This is a genomic window from Neptuniibacter caesariensis, from assembly GCF_000153345.1.
GTDB lineage: Bacteria > Pseudomonadota > Gammaproteobacteria > Pseudomonadales > Balneatricaceae > Neptuniibacter > Neptuniibacter caesariensis.
This window is the reverse complement of sequence record NZ_CH724126.1, coordinates 550,128-574,942: the sequence shown is the minus strand read 5'-3', so window position 1 is coordinate 574,942 and position 24,815 is coordinate 550,128. Positions and strand designations below refer to the sequence as shown.

The following is a 24,815-nucleotide window of genomic DNA, read 5'->3' as shown; positions in this document are numbered from 1 at the left end:
GCCGGTTAGCCGGCCTGAGTATTTATCTCGGTTACAGCGTTTACTAACTGAGACAGACAAGTCACCGTTTTATCCGCAGGAACAACCTGATCATCTCCGTGGATGTTAACCCAGATTGTTCTAATCCCCAGAGCCGCGGCACCTTCGATATCATGTTCAGGGTTATCACCGACGTGTATCACTTGCTCTGGGGTCAGCCCTGTATGCTCCAGCATCTGCTGAAACATCAGTGGATGAGGTTTCATCTGGCCGACATCGTCTGCTTTAAACTGAAAATCTATCAAATCCGCCAAACCTACTTGGTGGATATCGGCATTTCCGTTGCTCAGCGCACCCAGTAGAAAACCTTTTTCTTTCAAGTCACTCAGCATCTCTCTGGCATGCTCGAAGAACACCACTTGTTGCCGGGCTCGAATAAAGACTTCGAATGCTTTTGCAGCCAATAACTCGGTATCTTCATCGGAGTACCCCACCTGCCTTAGCCCGTAAGTTAGCTGGGCCTGACGAATCAGGGTAACGCTATGGGAGATATCAGGAGCATCCTCAAGCACCTGTTTACGCAGGGTAACCAGATCACGTAGCTGGTAATTTTTGGTGAACGCAGGCGCATGCTCTGTTAACCAACTAAACATGGATTGGTTTGCATGACGAATCACAGGATCAACTGCCCAAAGCGTGTCATCAAGATCAAAGGTTATACAACGGATCATTTCTTACCTTTCTTATGTGCCCGGGGGTGCGCCCCTTCATAAACCTGCATCAGGTGCTGGAAGTCCAGATGTGTATAAATCTGGGTCGTGGAAATATCTTCATGACCCAACAACTCCTGAACCGCTCTAAGATCTCCGCTTGATTCAAGCATATGGCTCGCGAAGCTATGACGCAGGCGGTGTGGATGAACATGACCATTAACTTCCAGATATTTACCCCAATGGTACATCCGTTGCTGCACAGTACGAACAGAGATACGCTTACCTCTGCTACTGACAAACAAGGCATTTTCATCGAAGCTGGCCAGCTCATGGCGGTAATCCAACCAACGATCAATAGCCTGCAAAGCTTTTCGACCGATTGGCAGCTCGCGCTGTTTATTCCCTTTACCCAGCACTCTAAGGCTGTGATCTGCGAGATCCAGGCTATGTATATCGAGCCCAACCAGCTCAGAGATACGCAGCCCTGAAGAATATATCAGCTCCATGATCGCGGAATCCCTGGCCGAAACAGCGTCCTTTACCGGAATATCAAGCAAACGATCAATCTGGTCGACATCCAGCGTTTCCGGCAGCTTACGTTGAGATTTCGGGGCCTGAACGGCATCCGCTGGGTTCTGATCGACAACACCCTCACGGGAGAGAAAACGGAAGAAACTCCGTAACGCAGACAAGCTACGCTGGATACTTTTGCCAGCTAATCCCTGTCGATGGATCTGCGCTGCAAACTGACGAACCTGTTTAGCCGTAACCGAAGACCACGCGGGAATTCCTTGCTCTTCCGTAAAGTCAAAGAACCGATTGATATCGCGCGTGTAATTATCAAGCGTATGCGGGGAGAGCTGCCGCTCATTCGCCAAGTAGTGAATGAACTGCTCTAATTGAGCTTCTTTCAACTCTACCCCCGATTATTAGTGTTCCTGTTGACGAAGAATGCGGTAAGCCACGCGGCTTAAAACCTCACCCACATAGCTGAGCAGCACGGTTCCCTGACTACTGCTGAAGTAATTCGCATCAAAACTTCCGATCGCTAATAGCCCAAGCGTTTCACCCTGAACCAGGGGAATAACCGCTGCAGATTGAACCTTTACGGATTCATCCGCAAAAATGAACTGATTTTCCACTTCGCTTAGGCGACCACAGGTTGGCAGATTAGTACCAATAAGGTTGCTGATAGCCGTCGCATCATCACGCAACATTAAACGCAGGTTATTCACATCCAACGGTTTGCTGGTGAAGAGGATAAGCGCAGTGGAATCGCTGGCGAAGTCCTGGCAGAGGCTTTCATCAATCGCTACCGCAATATCATCCAAGGTCTCCGCTTCAAGTAACGCCAGCACCATGCGTTTGGTTTTTTCAAACTGCAGATCATTGTGTCTGGCAATATCAATCAGGTCCGACAGATGGGCAGTCAGATTCTGATTCTTCTCGCGCAAAACGGTCGTCTGACGTTCGATCAGAGATACAGCACGTCCCGTTTCATGAGGAACATGCAATTTCTCGAGCAATTTAACATTACGAGAAAAGAAGTCCGGATGTTGCGCCAGATATTCTGCTACCTGTGATTCGAGAATCTGCCCCTGATTGTTATCACTCATACAAAGATCTGCCCTTCATAAACTGTTGTCGCCGGTCCGGTCATAATAACCGGCTGCCCTTCACCGTGCCATTCGATCTCCAGATCACCACCCGGTAAATGAACCGTCACCGGCATATCCAGAACCCCACGCAGTTTGCCAGCTACCACTGCAGCACAAGCGCCTGTACCACACGCGATGGTTTCACCAACGCCGCGCTCAAATACCCTTAGATTAACTTCATTTCGCGAGATAACCTGCATAAAACCAATATTGGCTTTAGCCGGGAACCGCTCATGTGCTTCCAATGCGGGTCCCAGTGTTTCAACCGGTGCATTCTCTGTGCTGTCCACAATCAATACACCATGCGGATTACCCATGGAGATCGCACTCAGCTCTACCTGCTGATCACCTTGAGATAATGGAACATCGATGGCGTAGGTTGTCGCCTTCTGATCCGCCTGAAAAGGAACATCTACAGGCGCAAGGATAGGCGCTCCCATATTCACCTCGACTCGTTTGTCGGGATGAATCTTTAGCGTCATCTGCCCATTGGCGGTTTGCACTACGACTTCTGACTTACCCGTCAGACGCTTATCTCGAACAAACTTGGCAAAACAACGTGCGCCATTTCCGCAATTTTCTACTTCAGACCCATCCTGATTGAATATACGGTAACGGAAATCGATATCCGGCTCTGATGGTGGCTCAACAATCAGTAACTGATCAAAGCCCACCCCAAAGTTACGATCACCCAGTTTTTTAACCAGTTTAGGCGTCACTTTAACGCGCTGGGTCACCAGATCCAGCACCATAAAGTCATTCCCCAAACCATGCATTTTGGTAAAACGAACTAACATCAGTCCACCTTATCGATCTTTTGGCAGCAGCTGTTCGCCTTTAACCAGATCAGCCAAAGATTCGCGCTTACGAATCAGATAGGATTTATTGTCATCGATCATCACTTCAGCAGGACGGCCTCGGCTGTTGTAATTTGACGCCATCACAAAACCATATGCGCCTGCTGAGCAAACCGCCAACAGATCACCCGCTTCAAGATTCAAGCTACGATCTTTACCCAGGAAGTCACCGGTTTCACAAACAGGTCCTACCAGATCCCACTGCTGCTCTTCTCCCGTCTCACGCAACATCACTGGAACAATTTCCTGATACGCGCTGTAGAGAGAAGGACGGATTAGATCGTTCATTGCCCCATCAATAATGGCGAAATTCTTTTCGCCCGTGCATTTCAGGAATTCCACGCGTGTCAGCATGACACCAGCATTCGCAGCAATTGAGCGACCAGGCTCAAAGATCAGTTCAAGATCGCGACCTTCAACTTTCTTCAGGACCTCAGCGATGTACTCCTGAGGTGTTGGCGGTACTTCATCGGTATAGCAAACACCCAGTCCGCCACCCAGATCCAGATGCTTAATTTTGATGCCCTGTTCAGCGATTTTATCCACCAGCATCAGCACACGATCAAGCGCATCGAGGAACGGATCAACTTCCGTAAGCTGGCTACCGATATGGCAATCCATACCAACAACATCAACATGGTCCATGTCAGCTGCGCGGCTATAAATACGAACAGCATCATCGATATCAATACCGAATTTATTCTCTTTAAGACCGGTTGAAATGTAAGGATGTGTCCCCGCGTCAACATCTGGATTTACCCGGAACGAGATAGCAGCGACTTTACCTTCTGAACCCGCTACCTCATTTACTCTTTCCAACTCAGCTTCGGATTCGATGTTGAAACAACGGATGCCTACTTCTAGAGCACGTTGAATTTCATGAGGCTGTTTACCTACCCCTGAGAAAACTATTTTAGCGGCATCACCACCTGCGCGCAGTACACGCTCCAACTCACCCACAGATACGATATCAAAACCCGCACCCAATCGAGCCAGCACATTCAAAACTGCCAAATTAGAATTAGCTTTTACTGCATAACAAACCAGTGACTTATGCCCTTCCAACGCATCCGCATATGCAAGATAAGCACGCTCAAGCGCATCTCGGGAATAAACATAGGTTGGGGTGCCAAACTCTTCAGCCACACCCGCCAGAGCAACATCTTCACAGCAAAGCTGCCCATTACGGTACTCAAAATTATCCATTTACAATCTCTTAACTTGATTTACTTCTGCTGTGACTGCTTCTGATCCTTACCATCTGGCAGGTACAAAGGCCCTTTTTGACCGCAGCCTCCCAGCAATACCAGGCTAAAAATTACCGCTAGCCCTAAATATGTCGTTTGTTTTTTCACAGCATTTTCCCCGAATAACGGTCTAATGCGGTGATTATACCTGCAAGCGGGTATTTTGCTAAAAGCGTTTTTAATTTGTTGGGCCAAAGCATAGGTTATTGGGTATTTTTCTCATGGATGAAAAGCAATGAGAAGCATTCTTCGGCTTTTCACGATTGCTTGCTATAATCTAGCCCCTGTTAATTTAAGGATGAGGCGAAACGCCGGAGTAAGCCATGACTGAGACTGAATTTAATGATCTGGTTGATCTGACCCTTGATCAGATTGAAGAACGACTGGACGATGCAGAAACTGACATCGACGCTCAGTTAGGTGGGGGTATTCTTACGATCATCTGTGAGAACCGTACACAGTTGATCTTCACCCGCCAAACGCCGGTAAAGCAGCTTTGGCTCGCCACTAAAGGCGGTGGTTTTCATTTTAACTATGATCAAGCCGCGGAAAGCTGGGTATTAGATAGTGATGGCCAGCGCCTGGATCAGTTTCTCACTGCCGCATACCGTGAACAGGCTGGAGAAGAACTTACTTTTGATTTAACAGGTGCCTGAAATGTCATTTAATAACGCTCTGCAACGCCATTTTGAGACCTTTAATCAGTTACCTACAATAGAAACTGAAGTTATCAAGCTTGCTGAGCAGATCGATCAGTGTTTTGCCAATGGCGGCAAGCTGATCTTTATGGGGAACGGTGGAAGCGCAGCAGATAGCCAGCATTTAGCCGCAGAGTTTGTCGTACGCTACAAAGCGGAACGCAGCCCACTTGCAGCGATTGCTCTGACAGTTGACACATCCATTCTTACTGCCCACAGCAATGATTATAGCTTTGATACAGTATTCACCCGTCAGGTTGAGGCATTAGCTAAACCAGAGGATCTGATTATCGGTATATCTACCTCAGGGAACAGCAAAAATGTGATCGACGCGATCACTGCAGCAAAAAAGATCGGTTGTATTTGTTGGGCCTGGACTGGTTCCAGCGGCGGCCAGTTAAATGAGATTGCGGACCACCTGATCCGCGTACCTTCAGATGAAACCGCTCGCATTCAGGAAGCACACATCTTTATTGGACACTGGCTCTGCGAAGAGATGGATGCACGCAGTCAAAAAGAAACCTAAAGACAGGTTTTACTAATCAGGGTGTATAACTTTTCCAACGCACCCTGATTACTCTCAACAAAAAGCAGTCCTTTTTCTCCTTGAGATAAGGCCTCTTCATGGTTTGAAAGCAACCGAGCAAATTCAGCTTCCAGCTCTTTCTGGTTGTGTGCAACACTTAAACCGCCCGCCTCTGAAAGCGCATCACATATCTGCAGAAAATTGAAATAATGCGGTCCCATCACCACAGGCTTCTTCAATACAGCGGGCTCTAGCGGGTTATGTCCACCCCGCTCAATCAGACTCCCTCCGACAAAAGCAATATCGGCTGCTGCAATCAACTTCATCAGCTCACCCATTGTGTCACCCAGGTAAACATCCGTCTTGCCACTCGGCTGATCCCCTTTACTTCGCCGACTAAGATTCCAACCTTTGCCCTTAATCAGTTCCGCAACGTGATCAAACCGCTCAGGGTGTCTGGGAACAATAACGAGTAACAGCTCCGGGTGCGCTTCTCTTAAAACCTGAAAAGCCTCCAATAACTGAGCCTCTTCTCCCTCATGGGTACTGGCGGCAATCAACACGTTACGTTGGGTTCCCCACAACTCGCGCAGAGCATAGGCCAAGCGCTCCGCCCCTTCTGGAGCAGAAACATCAAACTTGATCGATCCTGTCACATTGAGTGCATCGCAGGGTAAGCCGAGATCTAAAAAGCGCTGACCATCGGTAGCGTTTTGCGCGGCGATCAGATTGATTTGTTGCAACATAGATCGAGACAGATTAGCAAAACGAGCATAACCTTTTGCAGAGCGTTCGGAGAGCCTGGCATTAGCTACAAGCACAGGAACCTTTCTGCTATGACAGGCGTTGACAAGGTTTGGCCACAGTTCAGTTTCAACGATAACACAGCCCCTAGGGTTAACCTTATTCAGAAAACGGTCCAAGGCATCGGGAAGATCATAAGGGCAGTAATAATGTGTCACTAAATCGCCGAAGCTGGCCTTAACCCTTTCGGCACCCGTAGGCGTCATCGTCGTCATCACAATCGGTAGTTCCGGATGGCGCGCCTGAATTAACTTAACCAAGGGCACGATAGCCAGGGTTTCACCCACAGATACCGCATGGATCCATAAAGGTTGCTGAGAACCTTTTTCTGACGGCTGCATAAAGCCCAGCCTTTCCAGCCAACGCTCTCTGTATGCAGGAGCTTTCTGCCCTCGCCACCACAAACGCAACAAAATGACAGGTAACGAAAGATAAAAGAATAAGGTGTAAAGCGTACGATTCATCGAGAATCCAGATCGATAGATAACAACGACCGCTAGTATAACACTGGTCGATATTCCCCCCCAGGCTTATAATGCCGACCATGAATATACTGAAAATTGATCTACTTATCGTTGGCGGCGGTGTCGCGGGCCTTTGGCTACTGAATAGAGCGGTTCAGGATGGCTACAACGCAATCCTGTTGGAGAAAACCACTTTAGGTGGAGGCCAGACTGTCCGAGCCCAAGGCATCATCCATGGCGGCACGAAATACGCTCTTAACGGCGTATTAACTCAAGCCTCAAATACGATTAAAGAGATGCCCCAACGCTGGAAGGACTGCCTGCAAGGTAATGGGGAACTCGACCTTCGAGAAGTAGAACAATTATCAGACGCTCACTACATGTGGTCCAAAGGCTCATTAGGCGCCAAGATGACCACGTTCTTCGCTAGAAAAGCGTTTCGGGGACGCGTTGAAGAGCTCACCAAAGAGGAAAGGCCCTCGGTATTCCAAAACCAAGCATTTAAGGGATCACTATACCGTCTAAACGAGATTGTGCTTAACGTCCCAAGCCTGATTGATGCTTTACGAAAGCCGGTAGAAGATCGAATCTGGCAAGCGGACATAACCCAGGCTGATATCGAATATGAAGGCTCGGACATCAGTTCCATTACTTTTGCCGAACAGTCTATCTGCTTCGAACCAAAGAAGTTAGTACTTACCTCTGGCGAAGGGTATGAACAGATCGTGTCACAACTCCAGATTGATCTCCCCGAAATGCAGCGCAGACCCTTGCATATGGTAATGGTTAAACACGATCATGATCTGCCTACCTTCGCCCATTGTATTGGTACCAGCAGCAAGCCTGTCGCAACGATTACCACCCATCCATGCAAGGATGGGAAGCAGGTTTGGTATCTGGGCGGAGACATTGCTGAAACGGGTGTTGAAAGGGACGAGAATAACCAGATAATTTTCGCTAAAAAAGCGATCAACGAGCTACTACCCTGGGTTGATCTTAGTAACGCCCAATGGAGTAGTTTCCGAGTCGACCGAGCAGAACCCAAGCAGTCATCACTCGTTCGCCCTGATTCTGCTTATGCGCAACAAACAGGCAATTGCATTGTTGCCTGGCCAACTAAGCTGGCTCTGTCCCCCGATCTAGCAGACCAGGTCTTACCGCTGTGCGAAAAGTCAGATGCTTCACCTGACCTTTCCCCTCTTAAGGCGTTTGCCAAACCCGCAACTGCCAGCCCTCTTTGGGAGACTCATTTTGATTAAACGTAAAGTCGCAGACACTGGATTGGAAATATCGGCACTTGGGCTTGGCACGGTTAAACTGGGACGGGATAAAGGGGTTAAATATCCACAAGGCTTCACTATCCCTGATGATAACGCCGCAACCAATCTTATCTCGCTGGCTAAAGACCTGGGGATTAATCTGATTGATACAGCCCCTGCCTATGGAATAAGCGAGCAACGCCTTGGCCCATTGCTACAGGGACAGCGCCATGATTGGGTGATCTGCTCTAAAGTAGGGGAAGAGTTCAACAACAAGACTGGCGATTCCAGTTATAACTTTACCCCTGAACATGTTCGATACAGCGTTGAACGCAGCCTAAAGCGTCTCGAAACAGACTATATCGATATGTTGCTGGTGCACTCCGATGGTAATGATGAAGCAATAATCAAAAAGTATGGCATTCTGGAACTGCTGACCGACCTAAAGGCTGAAGGTAAAATCCGCGCCAGTGGCATGTCGACCAAAACGGTATCCGGCGGTTTATTAGCCTTACAACAATCTGACTGTGCCATGGTGACTTATAACCTCAGCCACACTGAGGAGGAAGCTGTCATAGATTATGCAGCCGAGCACAACAAGTGCATTCTATTAAAAAAAGCGCTGGCTTCAGGGCATATTTGCCAACAAGATCAGAGTGATCCGGTACAACAGAGCTTCAATTTCATATTTAGCCACCCTGGCGTGACCTCTGCGATCATCGGCACAATTAACCCATCCCACTTGCAAGGGAATATCAGCGCCGCTAACAGGGCATTAAAGAACTGCTAACAAGTTAACTAAGCGATTATCACCGCGGCTGGCTTTTGTTCCCTGAAAAGTATGCATGCCAGAATGAATGTCAGTAGTTCAGTCACGGGGATAGCAATAAATACACCGGTATCACCCAGGAAGATGGGCAATGTCAGGAGGAGGATAACGGGAAGCACCAAACTTCGACTTATCGCCACCGCTGCTGAATGAAAGGGCTTATGCATAGCTGTAAAGTAAGCTGAGCAGACAATATTCAGGCCATTAAACAGAAATGCCGGCCAAAATAACGATATAAACAGGCGGGTAACTTCGATTGTTTTCCCATCTCCCTGATCAAGGAACAAGCCAATAATCCACTCTGGCTCAAATAACATCATCCAAATAATAGCTACAGCCAGAACAATTAAATGCAAAGTAGTTATAAGCAATATCTGCTCTATTCGTCGGCTCAGCTTTGCGCCAAGGTGAGTGCTAATAATAGGCTGCAATGCATCCCCTAACGCATAAGCCACCATCAAGCCAAAGAACACTATATAGTTAATAACCGCAAACGCAGCGACACCCTCACTTCCCAGGCGGCTAATCATTACCCAGTTGAACAGTAATGTCGTAAAGCCAACGGATAGTTCATTACTAAATTCAGAAACACCATTTAACGCGCAGCCTTTTAAATCAGACCAACGCTTCTGGAAAAGTTGATATTTAAAGAGCGGGGAATGCTTGATAAAAGCAGGAATTAAGGTAAAAAACATTAACGCATAAGAGATACCTGTCGCCCAGGCAGCCCCTTCAATTCCCCAGCCTAACTGCACAATGAACAACCAATCCAAAACAATATTGGCAATGGCACTGATCAGCAGAGATATCCCGGCGAGGTTCGGTTTGCCACCCACTCTAACAAAATATGACAGCGAAAATCCGGTCATAAAGAGAGGCTGAAAATATAGAAAAATACTAATATAAGTTTCAGTAAGTGGGTACAGCTCATCATTCGCGCCCAACAAACCGATCAGTGAGGGCAGGAACACTAAGAACAGTATTGTCAGGGACAAACTGATCCCGGCGATGGCTGTCATGGTTTTGCTAAAAATAGCATCTGCAGAAGCGTGATCCCCTGCACCCAGTGCTTTACCCGCTGTCACCATACCGCCCACTGAAAACATCAGTGTCAGCCCAAAAAACAGTGCATTAAGGGGCATGCTCAGATTAACTGCCGCCAACGCATGCGCACCGACATAATTACCTAAAAAAACACCATCAATAACACTGGCGGAGGCTACCGCCAGCATCCCGAGTACCGCCGGGATGCTAAAGCGATAAAACAGAGGGACGATACTATCAGTGAGTATTCGTTGGTTGTCGTTCATAACAGGCAACTGCCCGCGTCAAGATTGGAACAATCAGCATACAATGTGAGTCCGGCGTCACTCGGAATCACCCTGAATCTTTTCCACTATGGCTGTAGTTGAGCAATTATCCAGGAAGGAAAGCACTCTCACTTCTCCGCCATAGCTGCGAACAAATTCACCGCCAACAACACCTTCGATCCCATAGTCCCCCCCTTTAACCAAAACATCGGGGCGAACCTGTTCAAGCAGTCGCTCAGGCGTATCTTCTTTAAAATAGAGCACCCAATCCACAGCTTCCAGACCCGATAAAACAGCCATACGACGCTCTACTGGATTTATCGGTCGTCCAGGCCCTTTCAAGCGACTCACCGATTCATCACTGTTAATTGCCAGGACCAAGCGGTCACCTTGTGCTTTAGCCTGCTGAAGATAACCCACATGACCCGCATGTAAGATATCGAAACAACCATTGGTAAACACAATGCTTTCACCCGCCGCACGGGCATCTGCCAAGGCGATGAGCAGCTGTTCTTCAGTAACCACCCCCTGTTCAGCGCCTTGCTCTTTATTGACCTCTCGACGTAATTCCGGCGCACTGATTGCCGCAGTCCCGAGTTTACCCACGACAATACTGGCAGCGATATTGGACAGTGCGACGGCATTCGGCAGGCTTTCACCCGCAGCCAATGCAGATGCAAGGGTTGAGATCACAGTGTCACCTGCACCTGTGACATCAAAGACTTCTCGGGCTCGGGCTGGGAAATGCAATTCGTTCTGGGTCGCCTGAATAAGGGTCATTCCCTGCTCGCTACGGGTAACAAGCAACGCCTCTAGTTGAAGCTCTTCTAACAGGGCCTTCCCCTTACTAATCAACTCCTCTTCCGATCCACAAGGGCCTACCACCGCTTCGAATTCAGACAGATTAGGTGTGAGTAACGTAGCGCCTTGATAACGAGAGAAATCAGTTCCTTTAGGATCGACAAGCACAGGTACCTTATGTTCTTTAGCTTGTTCAATTAAAGCCTGGCAGTCAGATAATGTCCCTTTGCCATAATCGGAGAGCACCAACACACCAACATTGTCCAGTAAAGGCGTAACTGAAGCCGCGATCTGATCACCGTAATCGTTCGAAAACGGCTCTTCAAAATCCAATCGAATAAGCTGCTGATGACGACTGATAACCCTCAGTTTGGTGATCGTCGGCTCAGCTTTCGTCAATGAAAATTCGCAATTAACACGGGCAGAAGACAACTGCTTTTCTAAAGCCTGCCCCGCCTCATCATCACCCACAAGCCCGACTAAAGATACCCCGGAACCTAACGCAGTAATATTCAGCGCAACGTTTGCTGCACCTCCCGGGCGATCTTCATGCTGCTCGACTTTTACCACAGGAACAGGCGCTTCAGGAGAGATTCGCGACGTCGGACCATGCCAATAGCGATCCAGCATCAGGTCCCCAACAACTAAGACCTGTGCCTGATCAAATCGCGGCATATGAATTTTCATTCTGAAATCTCCTGTCTCTCTACAGCGCTGTTTGGCTGCTCTTTCTCTTCACTTAGTTGCATATTATGCAGGGCCGAATAAGCTCCATTGAGTGCCAACAACTGTGTATGGCTACCCTGTTCGACAATCTTACCCTGATCCATCACAACTATTTGATCGGCATTCTCAATAGTGGACAGCCTATGCGCAATAACCAGAGTCGTTCGGCCCTGCATGACATTTTCAAGCGCCGCCTGAATATGCCTTTCTGATTCGGTGTCCAATGCAGATGTTGCTTCATCTAAAATCAGGACTGGCGCATTTTTCAGGATTGCCCTGGCAATAGCAATACGCTGCCTCTGACCACCTGAAAGCTTGGTGCCTTTCTCGCCAATTTCAGTATCTAAACCTTGCGGAAGCCTGGATACAAACTCCATCACATGGGCTGCTTCAGCCGCCGCGATGACCTCTTCATCACTGGCTCCACTGGTAGCTCCGTACGCGATATTGTCACGAATCGATCCGGCAAAAAGCACCACATTCTGCGTAACAAGCGCAATTTTGTCCCTCAGATTCTTTAATTCGTACGCTGATAACGGCTTCCCATCAAGCAAAATGGCTCCGGAACTCGGTTCATAGAACCTGGGCAAAAGGTTTGCCATGGTCGACTTACCACTTCCTGACCGTCCGACCAGCGCCACTGTCTGGCCGGGCTCTACAACAAGATCCAGGCCTTTCAAAACCGGCTTATCCTGAATATAAGAGAAATGCAGGTCTTTCATTTCTATTCGGCCCTTACACTCCTGATTTTTAAAATCTCCGGCTTCAGGTTCAGACGTCTGATCGACCAATTCAAAAATACTTTGTGCCGCCGCTATGCCTCTCTGGATTGCCCCATTCACCTCAGTTAATGAGCGTAATGGTTTTGCAATCAGCCCCGCTGCAGTAATAAAAGCGATGAACTCCCCGGCACTCATTCCTGTATTCATAACAGGATGTAAGGCAAAGAAAATTAGTAATGCCAATGCTCCGGAAACTATTAACTGAACAACAGGAGTACTCAAGGCTTCGGTTACCGCCATTTTCATACTCTGTCGCAAATTTTGTTTACTCGCTGCAGAAAACCGGGATTTTTCGCTATCTGTGCCGCCAAAAACACGTACCACTTGGACAGCATCTACGTTTTCTGATGCTACGTGGGTCACATCACCCATTGAATCTTGTATTCGGTGACCTAAGCGCCGAAAACGCTTTGACGCAACGATAACAACGACAGCGATCACCGGTGAGACCGCTGCAAATATCAAAGTCAGTTTCCAATTGAGGAAAATCAAATAGCCCAAGAGGCCAATGACCGTCGCTCCTTCACGAATACTAATTTTTAATGAATCAGTTGCCGCTTCGGTAACCTGTTCAACGTTATAAGAAATCTTCGAAATAATGTGGCCAGAAGAATTATCATGAAAATACTGCATTGGAAGGACGAGTAACTTATCAAACATAACCAAACGCAATTGATGCACAACATTACGTGCCACATAAGAAGTAAAATAATTACCTGTAAAGGTTCCCACCCCTCGCGCTAAAGCGATTCCCATCAAGGCAAGTGGACCATAGATATAAGCATCTTTCTTCTCCTCGCCTATGGCATCGACGAGGTATTCCATCAACATGGCAAAACCTGTTTGGGTACTTGCATAAAGGATAAACCCTGCAATCCCAAGAAAAAAAGCGATTAGGTAGGGTCTTACATAGGTTAAGAGACGAAGATATATCTTCATGCCCGTTTCAGGTAATGTCGGTTCAGTCATTGACTAAATCTTCTTATGAAATCAAATAAAGTGGTTATTGTAACCTTCTATGCCCGCTCTCCCAACCTAATACCTAGCTGAGACTAACCAGCAACGGTATAATTCCCGGTTCGTATTCAATCCTGAAGATTCTGTTAGTGGATAAAACAAACTCATTTCTCTCACCGAAGTACTGGCCAACCTGGCTTGGCATCGGCTTATTGCGACTGATAGCACTATTGCCATTCAAGGCAGGCTTAGCCGTGGGCCGCATGATTGGCACTATCCTTTATTATCTTATCGCAAAGCGTCGCCGGGTAACTGAAGTTAATGCAGCCCTATGCTTCCCAGATCTATCAGATGAGCAACGAGAACATTTCGTTAAAGATGTATTCAAAAATAATGGCATAGGAATCATCGAAACCGCCTGGTCTTATTGGGGAAACCATAAATCTCTTGGCAAACGCACCCAGTTCATCGGTTTTGAAATACTTGAAGAAGCCTTAGCGAAAGGAAAAGGGGTGGTTCTATTAGGCGCACATTATTCACACCTTGATCTTGGAGGGATGCTTTTTTCTTTGTATGGAAAACCTCTGGTTAGTATGTACCGTCAGCATAATAACCCACTGATGGAAAAAGTAATCAGCCAAGGCAGAGCCCGCTTCAGTACCCCTGTAGAAAGAAAGAAATTACGAGAGATCGTTCGTTTACTAAGGAAAAATGAAATAGTGTGGTATGGCCCAGATCAGGACTTTGGCAGAAAGGGAGCAGTCTTCGTTCCTTTTTTCGGTCAAACCGCTGCAACTATTACCGCAACCAGTAAAATGGTTGGATTTAATGACTCTCCCATATTGTCGCTACAGCAACGCAGAGCAGAAGATGATAGTGGCTATATCATCGAAATAGCCCGAGTTGATGGTTTCCCAAGCGGTGATGAAACTGAAGATGCCCGGCTTATGAACCTGGCAATTGAAGAGGGCGTCAGAAAAGCCCCAAGCCAGTATATGTGGGTCCATAAACGATTCAAAACGCAGCCTGATGGCAACCAGGCACTTTACGAAGCAAACAATTGCTGACAACAGGAGCTAGACGTGAAAGTTAGTGGTTTTACTTTTATCAAAAATGGAGCAACGCTAGGTTACCCATTTGTGGAAAGCATTCGCTCTGCGCTTCCTATTTGCGATGAATTTATTATCGCGCTTGGCAACTGTGACGATAATACTGAAGAGCTCATTCAGCAGATTGATGACCCGAAAATCAGAGTTATCCACACTACCTGGAACGACAAAATGCAAGACCGAGGCTATGTATATGGCCAACAGAAAATGGTGGCTCATTTTAACTGTTCAGGCGATTGGGCTCTGTATATTGAAGGTGATGAAGTTCTACACGAGAACGAGCTTGAAACTATTAGAGGTAATATGGAACGTTACCTTGATGACCCAGAAGTTGAAGCATTCTACTTTGATTTCTTCCATTTTTATGGCCGTCCTGATCAGGTAGGTATTTCGGGCTATCGTCGAGCTCCACGGATTATTCGCAACTCAGTTCGTAGCATAGCTCCGGACGGGCTATTCTTTGTTGTTCTGGATAAGAATAAAGAGGGCCGCTACCCCAAAGCAGTACATGCAGGCGGCAATATTTACCACTATGGGCATGTCCGTAATGTGGAAAAAATGCAGGAAAAAATCAACCAGGTTTCACGCTACTGGGATCACAAACCAGAACCTTTTCCCGGCTACGGAAATATTGATCCGGCTGTACTACGACCTTTCGAAGGCTCCCACCCAGCAATCATGCAAGATTGGCTCGACAACGATGCAGAGTGGAATTTCGAACCTAATCCCGACTATAAACTGACTAAAAGGGATAAGAAGGTACGCCTTAAACTTAAAATTGAAGACATGTTTGATATTGAAATCAGTAAGAAACATTACAAAGACTTGAAAAAAAATGACAACGAACACAAGTCCTGATTATTCAGCTCAAACAACGGCCTCAATTCACATAGTTCGGCAATATGGTCGCACCGGCGGTATGGAACGCTACGTGTGGGAGCTTACCCATGCTCTGGCTAAAGCCAAACAACCTACAAAAATAATCTGTGAAAAAGCTCATGATGTTTTTTCAGCAGATTTAGACGTCATCGAACTGGGCACAATAAAGCCTAAACCTCGATGGCGATCTATGCAGAAATTTTCACAGAAAGTTAGTGATTACCTAGACAGCATCGATTCTTCCGGCTGGGTCGTGCATAGCCATGAACGCTGCGAAAAGCATCAGGTTACAACATTTCACGGCCCGTCAATTCTGGACCGAAAGAAACGGTTTTTTGACTGCTTATCGCCCCGAATTAAAGCCTGGGAATTCCTCGAGAAGCGCGAAATCCTATCACCGAATGTATCTGCGGTTCTGCCAAATTCAAAAATGGTCGCTGAAAACCTTATCCGCCTTTACCCACAGGTTAAAGAAAAAATCAGGCCCCCCGCTTACCCGGGGGTCAGTGAAGCCTTTTTCGCTCTCCCAAAGCTGAGTAGCGGAGCTTCGATTGGCTTCATTGGCAAAGAATGGCAGAGAAAAGGGCTGGAGTTTGCCTGCCAAGTTTTAAAGCCTCTAATCCTTGCTGATGAGGCATTAACTTTTTTCGTTGCAGGTCCACAGCCTGAAGAAGTGTTACACCTATTCAAAGACTGGCCTACGGAACAATACAAATTGCTCGGCTGGTCTTCAGCCGAGGAAGTTTTACCCCGTATTGATGTTCTGATCCATCCGGCAACCTCAGAACCTTTTGGGATGGTCGTTGCCGAAGCAAATGCAGCCGACAAACCCGTAATTGTCTCTGATCATTGTGGCATTGCTGAATTAATTGAGAACGAAGCGGGTTATGTTTTACCGCTCAAGAAATTAGACGCCTGGCAGAATGCTGTGCAAAAAACCCTGAAAATGGAACAGGTCGCGCCGCTAAATCTAACCTGGGAAACACTTGCAGATCAGCATAGCTGCCTGTATTACGAAATACTAAAGGGACAGTAAGACAACCATGACCACAATAAATCCAACTCTTGAAAAAGAACAGCCAGGTTTACTGTTTACCATTGGAGCCTGGATGACCGTGGCGGGGGCTTTTAGCATTCCCCTTCTGGGCAATGCGGCACACAATATCCTACTGGGCCTTCCAGTTATTTTCTTACTATTTACCAAGCAGATCCGTCAGTTTCCCACTTTACTAAGAGATAATAAAACAGCACTGATAGGCACACTGATTTTTCTTTTTATGGCGGTGAGCATCAGTTGGTCCGATGCAGAAGGAAAGTACAGTACCAAAATTCTCTCGAAATACAGAGAGTTCCTATTTATCCCTTTGTTCATGCTGTACTTTAGTTACGAAAAATATCGTAACTTTACCCTTGCAACACTTTACTCAGCACTCACTCTCTCATTGTTGTTCTCGTATCTAATTCACTACGACATCGTGAACTACTGGGAAAATAATCACAGCATAGGGAATCGTATTTTCCATGGTGTCACCATGTCATTTTATGGTTATATGTCACTTCAGGCTTCAGTCATTTTCAAAAAGTATAAATGGGTGTTTGCCACCCTATTTCTAATCACTCTTCATAACTTGTTCTTTATTGAAAATGGCAGAACAGGATATATTCTAATCATCTCTCTCAGCGCTCTATTCTTCTGGCAGAAACTGAACCTGAAGACACTTTGTATACTCTTAGCTCTATTCATCATAGCTTGTGGATTGATTTATTCTCTAGCGGATTTATCACACATTCGAATATTGGGAAACCTTAACGCACTTAGCAGCTCTGGACCTATATCGATGACCGCTATTCAACAAATAGATATACGTGCTGAGTACTATATTCTGTCCTTTCTGACATTTCTGCAGAATTGGTTTATCGGCTGTGGTCTTGGTTGCTTCCCAGAAGCTTATGCCGCAAAACATTCAGAAGTGGGAACGTTCTGGAGTCCCACCGTTAATGCACACAATGAGTTTCTCCAAATAGCGGTCCAAACAGGATTAATCGGTGCGACTTTATTTGTCGCATTTGTGCTTAGCATTCTACTAAAAAGTTCAGACTATCAATCAGAGCAAAAGCAGTTTTGCTCAGCGCTATTTTTATTAGTAACGATATCCTGCCTTTTTAACTCCTCATTCCTGGATCATGGTGACGGAATTTACTTTATGTTGCTCATCGCTTTGATAGCGGGGAAAAAATGGCAATCCCTTCCTTTCAGCGAAAGCTCGAGGGCTGAGGTAAAGCATCATGAGTGATCAACAGGTACTTCTGTATATCGTATATGGCGAAGATGAGGTTTATTACAACGGGGCGAAATTCAGCATCCTCTCGTTTCTGAATAGTTTAGCCTCTAGTGATACCCCACCTAAAATTATTGTTCTGACAGAAAAGCCTGATTTATTTGAGGGCTACCCTGTCGAGGCAGCACGCATAACAGAAGCGATGCAGAATGCCTGGTCAATGGATGGGAAGTACCACTTTCGCATCAAGAACCGAGGGATGCGTTACATTACAGAGAACTATGAGTTTGCTGAAAACAGCAAGCTACTGTTTATAGATGCCGATACCTATTTCACCCAAAATGCCAATCAACTCTTTGGGCTAATTAAGGACAATCAGGCACTGATGTTCTTAAATGAAGGTAACGTCAATAAGAAGAAAAAGTTTTCACTTCTGCAAGACGGCATGGCTAACAAAACGCTACAACTGCCAAATTTTGGCACCTACTCATTGTCCAGCACCTCCACGATGTGGGGGTCATTGATGATTGGTTTACGCCCATCAATGTTTAACATGCTGGACTATGCGGATGAGCTAATGCTGGCACTCATGCACGAGACCGACATACATACGATTGAGCAATTTGCTCTTGCCGAGGCATTACAAACTCAATACTCGCTGGTTGAGGGTAAAGAGTTTGTTTCGCACTACTCTACATCAGGGAAAAAGGCTCATGCTGAATCAGTTTTACGTTGTTTTTTCCGGGAAAATAGCGGCAAAACTTTTGCAGAACAACTCACCAATGCCTGCGCGGTCAAGCTGAAGCGGGGCCCTTTAACCATTATCAAACAGAAGCTAAACAAGCGGAAGAAAGCATGAGTCATAAAATTCCAATTTTGATGTACCACAGCATTACCAAGGTACCCAAAGATTCGGTCATGCGCTCTCTGCACGTGCCACCTAAACGCTTTGCTTTACAAATGAGAATGTTAAAGGTGCTTGGCTATAAAGGGCTAAGCATGAAGGATCTTCACCCATACCTTACTGGGGAAAAAGTAGGTAAGGTTGTAGGTCTCACCTTTGACGATGGCTATCGCAACAACCTAAACGATGCCCTTCCTGTTCTTACTAAGCTAGGTTTCTCCGCAACCTGCTACCTGATTAGTAATAAGCTCGGGCAGTATAATGATTGGGACGAAGATAAAGGGATTGCCCGAAATGAGCTGATGACTGAGAATGAAGTTTTCAGCTGGCTAAGTGCGGGTATGGATATCGGCGCTCATTCTGAACATCATGTTGACCTAACAACCTGCGCACCTGAAGAACTTACTCGCGAAATTATTGGCTCTAAGCAAACTCTGGAAACACTATTCGACTACCCTGTAGAGCATTTTTGCTATCCATATGGCAAATATAATAAAAGTGTTATTGAAGCCACTCGTGCAGCTGGGTTTACAACATCAACCACCATGAAACGTGGCAGGGTTATACCGATTGAAAGCCCATCACTTGAATTACCACGTATTCCCGTAGTTCATCACACATTACCACACCTTTTTCTATTGAAATGTTTATCTAATTATGAAGATAAGCGTGGCTAGCACCTGAGTCGAGAGATATGATTTCAGTCATCATTATTACCAAAAATGAAGCGAACAACATCCAGGACTGCCTCAATTCAGTTTCCTGGGCCGATGAAATCATCGTTGTAGACTCTGGAAGCAATGATGGTACGCAAGAGATCTGTCGAGGCTATGCTAACTGCAAACTGGTAGACACGGACTGGCCAGGCTTTGGCCCGCAGAAGAATCGTGCATTACAACAAGCATCGCATGACTGGGTATTTTCAATTGATGCGGATGAACGGGTTTCAGATGAATTGATGCGGGAAATTATAGAAACCGTCAAGAATGGTTCACATGATGGGTATTTGATCCCCAGACGATCCCAGTATTGTGGACGTTTCATTGACCATGCGGGTTGGTATCCAGACTATGTATTACGCCTGTTCAAAAAAGCTCAGAGCCGATTTACTGACGACAAAGTTCATGAAAAAGTAGTCGTAAAAGGCAGTGAGGGGAAGCTGTCTGAACCGCTTCTTCACTACTCTTTCAGCAATCTCGAACAAGTGCTTAGCAAAGTTGATCATTATTCCACGCTAGGTGCTCAGCAACTCTATGCTCGCGGCAAAAAAGCTACTGTCGGTAAAGCTATATACAAAGGGTTCTGGTCCTTCATTCGTACCTACCTTATTCGCAGAGGGTTTCTAGATGGCAAACATGGTTTAATGCTGGCAATCTCTAACGCTGAAGGAACCTATTATAAATACGCAAAGCTAGCTTTGTTATGCGAACAAGGGAAACAGAATGAACGCTGAAATATCCCTGATCATAACAACCTATAACTGGCCTGAAGCACTCGACGCTGTTTTACGCTCGGTTAGCAATCAGCAGCTTCTTCCATCTGAAGTTGTTATTGCCGATGATGGTTCACGCTCAGAAACTCGCGACCTTATCTCCAAATGGCAGCATAAAGCCCCCTTTGCTGTTAAGCACATATGGCAGGAAGATGATGGGTTTCAAGCGGCTCGTATCAGAAATAAAGCAGCCGCTGCAGCCAGTGGAGACTATCTGATCTTTCTGGATGGCGACTGCCTACTTCGTCCCGATTTCATCAAACGACACCAGAAACTAGCAACCCCTGGCTACTTTGTAGCAGGTAACAGGGCCTTATTGACCGAGTCATTTACCACAGAGTTACTTGCCGAACAAATTGAAGCTGAATGCTGGCCCGCAAAACGCTTCAAGGAAGATCAAATAAATAGAACATGGCCCCTTAGATACATTCCGCTAGGCCCACTTAGAAAAAGGAACAGTCAAAAATGGCAGGGAGTTAAGAGCTGCAACCTAGGGGTATGGAAAACTGACCTGATTAAAGCAAACGGGTTAGACGAAGCTTTCATTGGCTGGGGATATGAAGATTCTGATCTCGTCATAAGACTACTACGCAACAATGTTTGCAGGCTCAATGGGCGCCTGGCCACCACGGTTTTGCACTTGTGGCATAAAGAGCATGACCGCTCTCAGGAGCAGGAAAACTGGCAGAGATTACAGGATGTAATCAATAGCGATAAGAAAAAAGCTGTGCAGGGAATTGATCAGTATCTTTGAGAATAATTGAACTTAGTCGATACGCTTTGGACTAAGATCTCAACTCCGCTTTATCAACTGGCACTGATGGTATGAACAAAAAACTCGCTCTGATCTCCATTCTATTCCTTGCAGTCGTTTCTTTTTTTATGTTCGACCTGGGTCAGTTTTTTAGTCTGGAATATATTAAAGATAACCAGCAGGCTTTCGCGGATTATTACCAGGCTAATCCTGTATTAACCATTGCAATTTTCTTTGCCATTTATGTACTTGTGACAGGACTTTCACTGCCCGGCGCAACAATCATGACACTCGTGGGTGGCGCATTGTTTGGTCTATGGACCGGGTTAATCATTATTTCGTTTGCCAGCACCCTTGGAGCCACCTTAGCCTTCCTCTTTTCACGTTTCTTACTCAGAGATTCCATTCAACAGCGTTTTGGCAAACAACTTGAATCTATTAATGAAGGCGTAAAGCGCGAAGGTGCCTTCTATCTCTTCACGCTACGCCTGGTGCCCATTTTCCCATTCTTCGTTATCAACCTCGGCATGGGCTTAACCTCAATTAAGGTCTGGACATTCTACTGGGTGAGCCAGCTAGGCATGTTTGCCGGCACCATTGTTTACGTAAACGCCGGCACTCAACTTGGTCAACTCGAAAGCCTGTCAGGTATTTTATCTCCGGGAATTATATTGTCCTTTACCCTGCTGGGTATTTTCCCTCTGATAGCCAAGAAAGTGATCGAATTACTTAAAGCGCGAAAAGTCTATGCTGGCATAAAAAAGCCTGAAAAATTTGATACAAATATCGTTGTCATAGGCGCAGGTTCAGCCGGATTGGTTACCTCCTATATTGCCGCAGCTGTTAAAGCCAAAGTCAGCCTGATTGAAAAACACAAGATGGGGGGCGACTGTTTGAACACAGGATGCGTACCTTCCAAGGCGCTGATACGCTCTGCACGTTTTCTCGCCGAGAGCCGAAATAGCGAGAAGTACGGCATCGCTAAAAGCGAGGTCGAATTTAATTTTGCCGAGGTGATGGAGCGGGTTTCTAAGGTAGTTGAAACTGTTGAGCCACATGACTCTATCGAGCGTTATACAGGCTTAGGCGTTGACTGTGTTCAGGGCTCAGCTCAAATTCTTAACCCTTACGAGGTGGTGGTCAACGGCGAGATCATCACAACCAAGAACATCGTTATTGCCACTGGCGCCCGACCGCGAATTCCTGCGATTAAAAATATTGAAGCGATGTCCCCGCTGACTTCAGATAACCTCTGGAAGATACGCGAACGGCCAAAGCGTTTATTGGTACTGGGCGGTGGACCGATTGGCTGTGAGTTAAGTCAGAGTTTTGCCCGTTTCGGCTCTCAGGTATCCATCGTTCTTCGCGGCTCGCACATTATGCCTAAAGAGGACTCGGATGTATCTGAACTGGTCGCTGCTCGTTTCAAAGATGAAGGTATATCAATTTTACCTGAGAGAAAGATGCGGGAGTTTGTAGAACGTGACGGGGAAAAACTGCTGATATGCGAATATCAGGGGCAGACTGAAGAGATTGCTTTCGATGAACTGCTTATAGCGACAGGCCGGCAGGCTAATATTGAAGGTTTCGGTCTGGATAATCTGGGCATAACCAGCAAGGCTGACGGAACACTTGAAGTTAACGAGTACTTACAAACTAAATACCCAAATATATACGCCTGTGGTGATGTTGCAGGGCCTTATCAGTTTACCCATGCAGCAGCCCATCAGGCTTGGTATGCTGCGGTTAACGCCCTGTTTGGCAAGTTTAAGAAATTCAAAGTGGATTACTCCGTCATTCCAGCCGCCACCTTTACTGATCCAGAGGTCGCCCGAGTCGGACTAAATGAACTGGAAGCGAAAGAGCAAAACATTGCCTATGAGGTTACCCGGTTTGATCTGGAAGAACTCGATAGAGCGATAGCAGATAGTGACAACCATGGGTTTGTAAAAGTCCTCACGGTGCCAGGCAAAGACCGTATTCTAGGAGCCACGATTGTCGGACCACATTCGGGCGAACTAATCACAGAGTATGTTACTGCGATGAAGCATGGCCTGGGCTTGAATAAAATTCTTGGCACCATTCATATTTACCCAACTCTTAGTGAGGCAAACAAATACACAGCAGGCGAATGGAAACGCGCCAATGCGCCTCAAGGACTTCTAGGCTGGGTAGAAAAATACCATAACTGGATGAGAGGTCAGAAATAGCGCTTTTTTAACAGGCGAATAAATTCCGGCCAGGCCTGCTTTATCCATAATTTTTGGTACAAAAGCGTAAGCGGTAACCAACCTTTACGCTTATATTTGCGAGCACTGGTCAGTAGCCTGCTTCGGCAACATTTAAGCCTGATGCCATGCTGTCGAGCGTACCAGACGAACAGATGATCTTCACCATAGGGTGCGGTTTCCGGGTAACCTCCCACCTCAGCAAACAATTGCTTGCTAATAAGAAGCCCCTGATCACCAAATGGCACGCCCAGGCATAGAGAGCGTAAATTAGCACCTAAGCTATTCATCTCCATGCTAGAGGGACCATCATCCATAAATGCCAACAGGCAATAGTGCAAACGCTCAGGATAGCACCGTAAATTCCCCACAAGCGTATCGATCAGCTTTGGAGAGAAGCGGCTATCAATGTGCAGAAACCAAATGTACTGTCCAGCTGCCTGCTTAGCACCTGCATTCATCTGCTTTGCTCGCCCCGGCTCGGCATATGCCCATTGCACGGAATAAGCTTTAATTCGATCGGTGGTAGACCGCTTCAAACCCGCCTGAGACTTTTCGTCACAACCCACAAAGATAATTTCACTGTGCTGAGGCAGGAGGTGCAGATCATCGATCAAGCCCCGAGTAATTTCAGATTCCTCGGGGCCGACAGGGATAACTACAGATAGGAAGGGGTCAGGCACTTAGCAGTTCCAATAGTTCCAATTGCTCAGCATTCAGCACCTCTCTTGGTGTCAGCACCGCACTCGCCAAGCTCTTACGACAGCTGCAATCATCAGCACATGAATTCCCTTGTGTAATATAAGCCGTTAATACTTGCTTAGCTTTTTCCAGACTCGCGCCATAACGGGCGATAACCTGTTCAACGCTCACGTGCTGGGCGGGGTCATCCAGCCAGCAATCATAATCCGTAGCAATAGCTATAGTGCAGTAACAAAGCTGCGCTTCCCGTGCGAGGAATACTTCAGGAACGTTTGTCATACCAACCAGATCACAACCCGCAGCCCCGCGCAGGAAAAAACTCTCAGCACGGGTTCCAAGCCTCGGACCATCAACACAAGCATAGGTTTTGTTTCTATGAACTTTTTGCCCGACACTCTCAGCGGCCTTTTCTAGACCATCAGCCAGGCATTTGCTGGTAGGTTCCGCTGTAGAAACATGCGCTGCCAGCCCATTACCAAAAAACGTTTTCTCTCGATTACCTTTAACAAAATCAAAGTACTGATCCGGCAATGACAGATCTCCTGGGGCGATCTCTTCCTGCAGGCTTCCCACCGCAGATAGACCGATCACCTGCGTTGCACCGAGTTTCTTTAACGCCCAGATATTCGCCCGATAGTTAACCTCAGATGGCAACAACTCATGACGACGACCGTGGCGAGGTAGAAACAACAGGTCCTGATCAGCCATTTTACCCTGTGTAATAGCAGCCGATGGTGAACCGAAAGGTGTTTCAAGTTCATGCTCACCCATCACTTCAAGCCCCTCTAGCTGATAGATCCCGGTACCACCAATAATTGCTAACACAACTTTCTCCTTAAAATCTTTATCTCAAAACCC

General features: G+C 46.6%; 25 protein-coding genes. 13 read left to right on the top strand and 12 right to left on the bottom strand.

What is annotated here, in order from left to right; translation table 11 throughout:
- Positions 1 to 5: 5 nt before the first annotated feature.
- The 6 genes from MED92_RS12360 to lptM are packed head-to-tail and all read right to left on the bottom strand — an operon-like array spanning position 6 to position 4,562.
- Positions 6 to 710 (bottom strand): HAD family hydrolase, encoded by a 705-nt coding sequence (locus MED92_RS12360; RefSeq protein WP_007021887.1) that lies wholly within the window; start codon positions 708 to 710, stop codon positions 6 to 8.
- The gene (gene xerC, locus MED92_RS12355) at positions 707 to 1,606 is read right to left on the bottom strand and encodes a tyrosine recombinase XerC (RefSeq protein ID WP_007021886.1); all 900 of its coding nucleotides are present in this window, start codon (positions 1,604 to 1,606) and stop codon (positions 707 to 709) included. The genes MED92_RS12360 and xerC overlap by 4 nt, the downstream gene beginning before the upstream one ends.
- Positions 1,607 to 1,621: 15 nt before the next feature.
- On the bottom strand, positions 1,622 to 2,308 hold the full coding sequence (locus MED92_RS12350) for a DUF484 family protein (protein WP_007021885.1): 687 nt from the start codon (positions 2,306 to 2,308) through the stop codon (positions 1,622 to 1,624).
- Positions 2,305 to 3,147 carry a diaminopimelate epimerase gene (gene dapF / locus MED92_RS12345; protein ID WP_007021884.1) on the bottom strand — a complete coding sequence of 281 codons (843 nt, stop codon included), beginning with the start codon at positions 3,145 to 3,147 and terminating at the stop codon, positions 2,305 to 2,307. Before dapF ends, MED92_RS12350 begins: the two co-directional genes overlap by 4 nt.
- Positions 3,148 to 3,156: 9 nt before the next feature.
- Positions 3,157 to 4,413 (bottom strand): diaminopimelate decarboxylase, encoded by a 1,257-nt coding sequence (gene lysA / locus MED92_RS12340; protein ID WP_007021883.1) that lies wholly within the window; start codon positions 4,411 to 4,413, stop codon positions 3,157 to 3,159.
- Positions 4,414 to 4,433: 20 nt separating this feature from the next.
- Positions 4,434 to 4,562: an LPS translocon maturation chaperone LptM gene (gene lptM / locus MED92_RS18865; RefSeq protein ID WP_007021882.1), complete on the bottom strand. Its 129-nt coding sequence runs from the start codon at positions 4,560 to 4,562 to the stop codon at positions 4,434 to 4,436.
- Between the two features lie 215 nt (positions 4,563 to 4,777).
- Between lptM and cyaY the strand changes: the two genes are divergently transcribed.
- Both cyaY and MED92_RS12330 read left to right on the top strand, forming a co-directional pair.
- Positions 4,778 to 5,110, top strand: coding sequence for an iron donor protein CyaY (cyaY, locus tag MED92_RS12335; protein WP_007021881.1), 333 nt, complete (start codon positions 4,778 to 4,780; stop codon positions 5,108 to 5,110).
- 1 nt (position 5,111) lies between these two features.
- Positions 5,112 to 5,678, top strand: coding sequence for a D-sedoheptulose-7-phosphate isomerase (locus MED92_RS12330; RefSeq protein ID WP_007021880.1), 567 nt, complete (start codon positions 5,112 to 5,114; stop codon positions 5,676 to 5,678).
- On the opposite strand, the gene waaA is transcribed toward MED92_RS12330, so the two are convergent.
- The gene (waaA, locus tag MED92_RS12325) at positions 5,675 to 6,946 is read right to left on the bottom strand and encodes a lipid IV(A) 3-deoxy-D-manno-octulosonic acid transferase (RefSeq protein WP_007021879.1); all 1,272 of its coding nucleotides are present in this window, start codon (positions 6,944 to 6,946) and stop codon (positions 5,675 to 5,677) included. The two genes, MED92_RS12330 and waaA, sit on opposite strands and share 4 nt — an antisense overlap.
- Positions 6,947 to 7,026: 80 nt before the next feature.
- On the opposite strand from waaA, the gene MED92_RS12320 reads away from it, so the two are divergent.
- The gene (locus MED92_RS12320) at positions 7,027 to 8,205 is read left to right on the top strand and encodes an FAD-dependent oxidoreductase (protein WP_202899564.1); all 1,179 of its coding nucleotides are present in this window, start codon (positions 7,027 to 7,029) and stop codon (positions 8,203 to 8,205) included.
- Complete coding sequence (locus tag MED92_RS12315) at positions 8,198 to 8,995, top strand: aldo/keto reductase (protein ID WP_007021877.1); 798 nt, start codon at positions 8,198 to 8,200, stop codon at positions 8,993 to 8,995. Before MED92_RS12320 ends, MED92_RS12315 begins: the two co-directional genes overlap by 8 nt.
- An 8-nt stretch (positions 8,996 to 9,003) precedes the next feature.
- Here MED92_RS12315 and MED92_RS12310 read toward each other — a convergent pair whose 3' ends face one another.
- Genes MED92_RS12310 through msbA form a run of 3 tightly spaced genes read right to left on the bottom strand, consistent with a single transcriptional unit; the run spans position 9,004 to position 13,622 of the window.
- Entirely contained in the window at positions 9,004 to 10,344 is a 1,341-nt protein-coding gene (locus MED92_RS12310) for an MATE family efflux transporter (protein WP_007021876.1), read from the bottom strand.
- 57 nt (positions 10,345 to 10,401) lie between these two features.
- Positions 10,402 to 11,832, bottom strand: coding sequence for a bifunctional D-glycero-beta-D-manno-heptose-7-phosphate kinase/D-glycero-beta-D-manno-heptose 1-phosphate adenylyltransferase HldE (gene hldE / locus MED92_RS12305; RefSeq protein WP_007021875.1), 1,431 nt, complete (start codon positions 11,830 to 11,832; stop codon positions 10,402 to 10,404).
- On the bottom strand, positions 11,829 to 13,622 hold the full coding sequence (gene msbA / locus MED92_RS12300; protein WP_007021874.1) for a lipid A export permease/ATP-binding protein MsbA: 1,794 nt from the start codon (positions 13,620 to 13,622) through the stop codon (positions 11,829 to 11,831). The genes hldE and msbA overlap by 4 nt, the downstream gene beginning before the upstream one ends.
- A gap of 137 nt (positions 13,623 to 13,759) precedes the next feature.
- Here msbA and lpxL point away from each other — a divergent pair, with 137 nt between their 5' ends.
- From lpxL to MED92_RS12250, 9 genes are all read left to right on the top strand, one after another.
- Positions 13,760 to 14,677 (top strand): LpxL/LpxP family Kdo(2)-lipid IV(A) lauroyl/palmitoleoyl acyltransferase, encoded by a 918-nt coding sequence (gene lpxL / locus MED92_RS12290; RefSeq protein WP_007021873.1) that lies wholly within the window; start codon positions 13,760 to 13,762, stop codon positions 14,675 to 14,677.
- 15 nt (positions 14,678 to 14,692) lie between these two features.
- Positions 14,693 to 15,577, top strand: coding sequence for a glycosyltransferase family protein (locus tag MED92_RS12285; protein WP_007021872.1), 885 nt, complete (start codon positions 14,693 to 14,695; stop codon positions 15,575 to 15,577).
- On the top strand, positions 15,555 to 16,634 hold the full coding sequence (locus tag MED92_RS12280) for a glycosyltransferase family 4 protein (protein WP_040662657.1): 1,080 nt from the start codon (positions 15,555 to 15,557) through the stop codon (positions 16,632 to 16,634). Before MED92_RS12285 ends, MED92_RS12280 begins: the two co-directional genes overlap by 23 nt.
- Before the next feature lie 7 nt (positions 16,635 to 16,641).
- Positions 16,642 to 17,892, top strand: a complete 1,251-nt coding sequence (locus tag MED92_RS12275; protein WP_007021870.1) for an O-antigen ligase family protein — start codon at positions 16,642 to 16,644, stop codon at positions 17,890 to 17,892.
- Positions 17,885 to 18,736, top strand: a complete 852-nt coding sequence (locus tag MED92_RS12270; protein WP_007021869.1) for a hypothetical protein — start codon at positions 17,885 to 17,887, stop codon at positions 18,734 to 18,736. Before MED92_RS12275 ends, MED92_RS12270 begins: the two co-directional genes overlap by 8 nt.
- Positions 18,733 to 19,458, top strand: coding sequence for a polysaccharide deacetylase family protein (locus MED92_RS12265; RefSeq protein ID WP_007021868.1), 726 nt, complete (start codon positions 18,733 to 18,735; stop codon positions 19,456 to 19,458). The genes MED92_RS12270 and MED92_RS12265 overlap by 4 nt, the downstream gene beginning before the upstream one ends.
- Before the next feature lie 17 nt (positions 19,459 to 19,475).
- Positions 19,476 to 20,234: a glycosyltransferase family 2 protein gene (locus MED92_RS12260; protein ID WP_007021867.1), complete on the top strand. Its 759-nt coding sequence runs from the start codon at positions 19,476 to 19,478 to the stop codon at positions 20,232 to 20,234.
- Complete coding sequence (locus MED92_RS12255) at positions 20,224 to 21,027, top strand: glycosyltransferase family 2 protein (RefSeq protein ID WP_007021866.1); 804 nt, start codon at positions 20,224 to 20,226, stop codon at positions 21,025 to 21,027. The genes MED92_RS12260 and MED92_RS12255 overlap by 11 nt, the downstream gene beginning before the upstream one ends.
- Positions 21,028 to 21,098: 71 nt before the next feature.
- Positions 21,099 to 23,237 carry an FAD-dependent oxidoreductase gene (locus tag MED92_RS12250; protein WP_007021865.1) on the top strand — a complete coding sequence of 713 codons (2,139 nt, stop codon included), beginning with the start codon at positions 21,099 to 21,101 and terminating at the stop codon, positions 23,235 to 23,237.
- On the opposite strand, the gene MED92_RS12245 is transcribed toward MED92_RS12250, so the two are convergent.
- Positions 23,228 to 23,938 (bottom strand): glycosyltransferase, encoded by a 711-nt coding sequence (locus MED92_RS12245; protein ID WP_007021864.1) that lies wholly within the window; start codon positions 23,936 to 23,938, stop codon positions 23,228 to 23,230. The two genes, MED92_RS12250 and MED92_RS12245, sit on opposite strands and share 10 nt — an antisense overlap.
- Positions 23,931 to 24,782: an S-methyl-5'-thioadenosine phosphorylase gene (gene mtnP, locus MED92_RS12240; protein ID WP_007021863.1), complete on the bottom strand. Its 852-nt coding sequence runs from the start codon at positions 24,780 to 24,782 to the stop codon at positions 23,931 to 23,933. The genes MED92_RS12245 and mtnP overlap by 8 nt, the downstream gene beginning before the upstream one ends.
- Positions 24,783 to 24,815 lie beyond the last annotated feature (33 nt).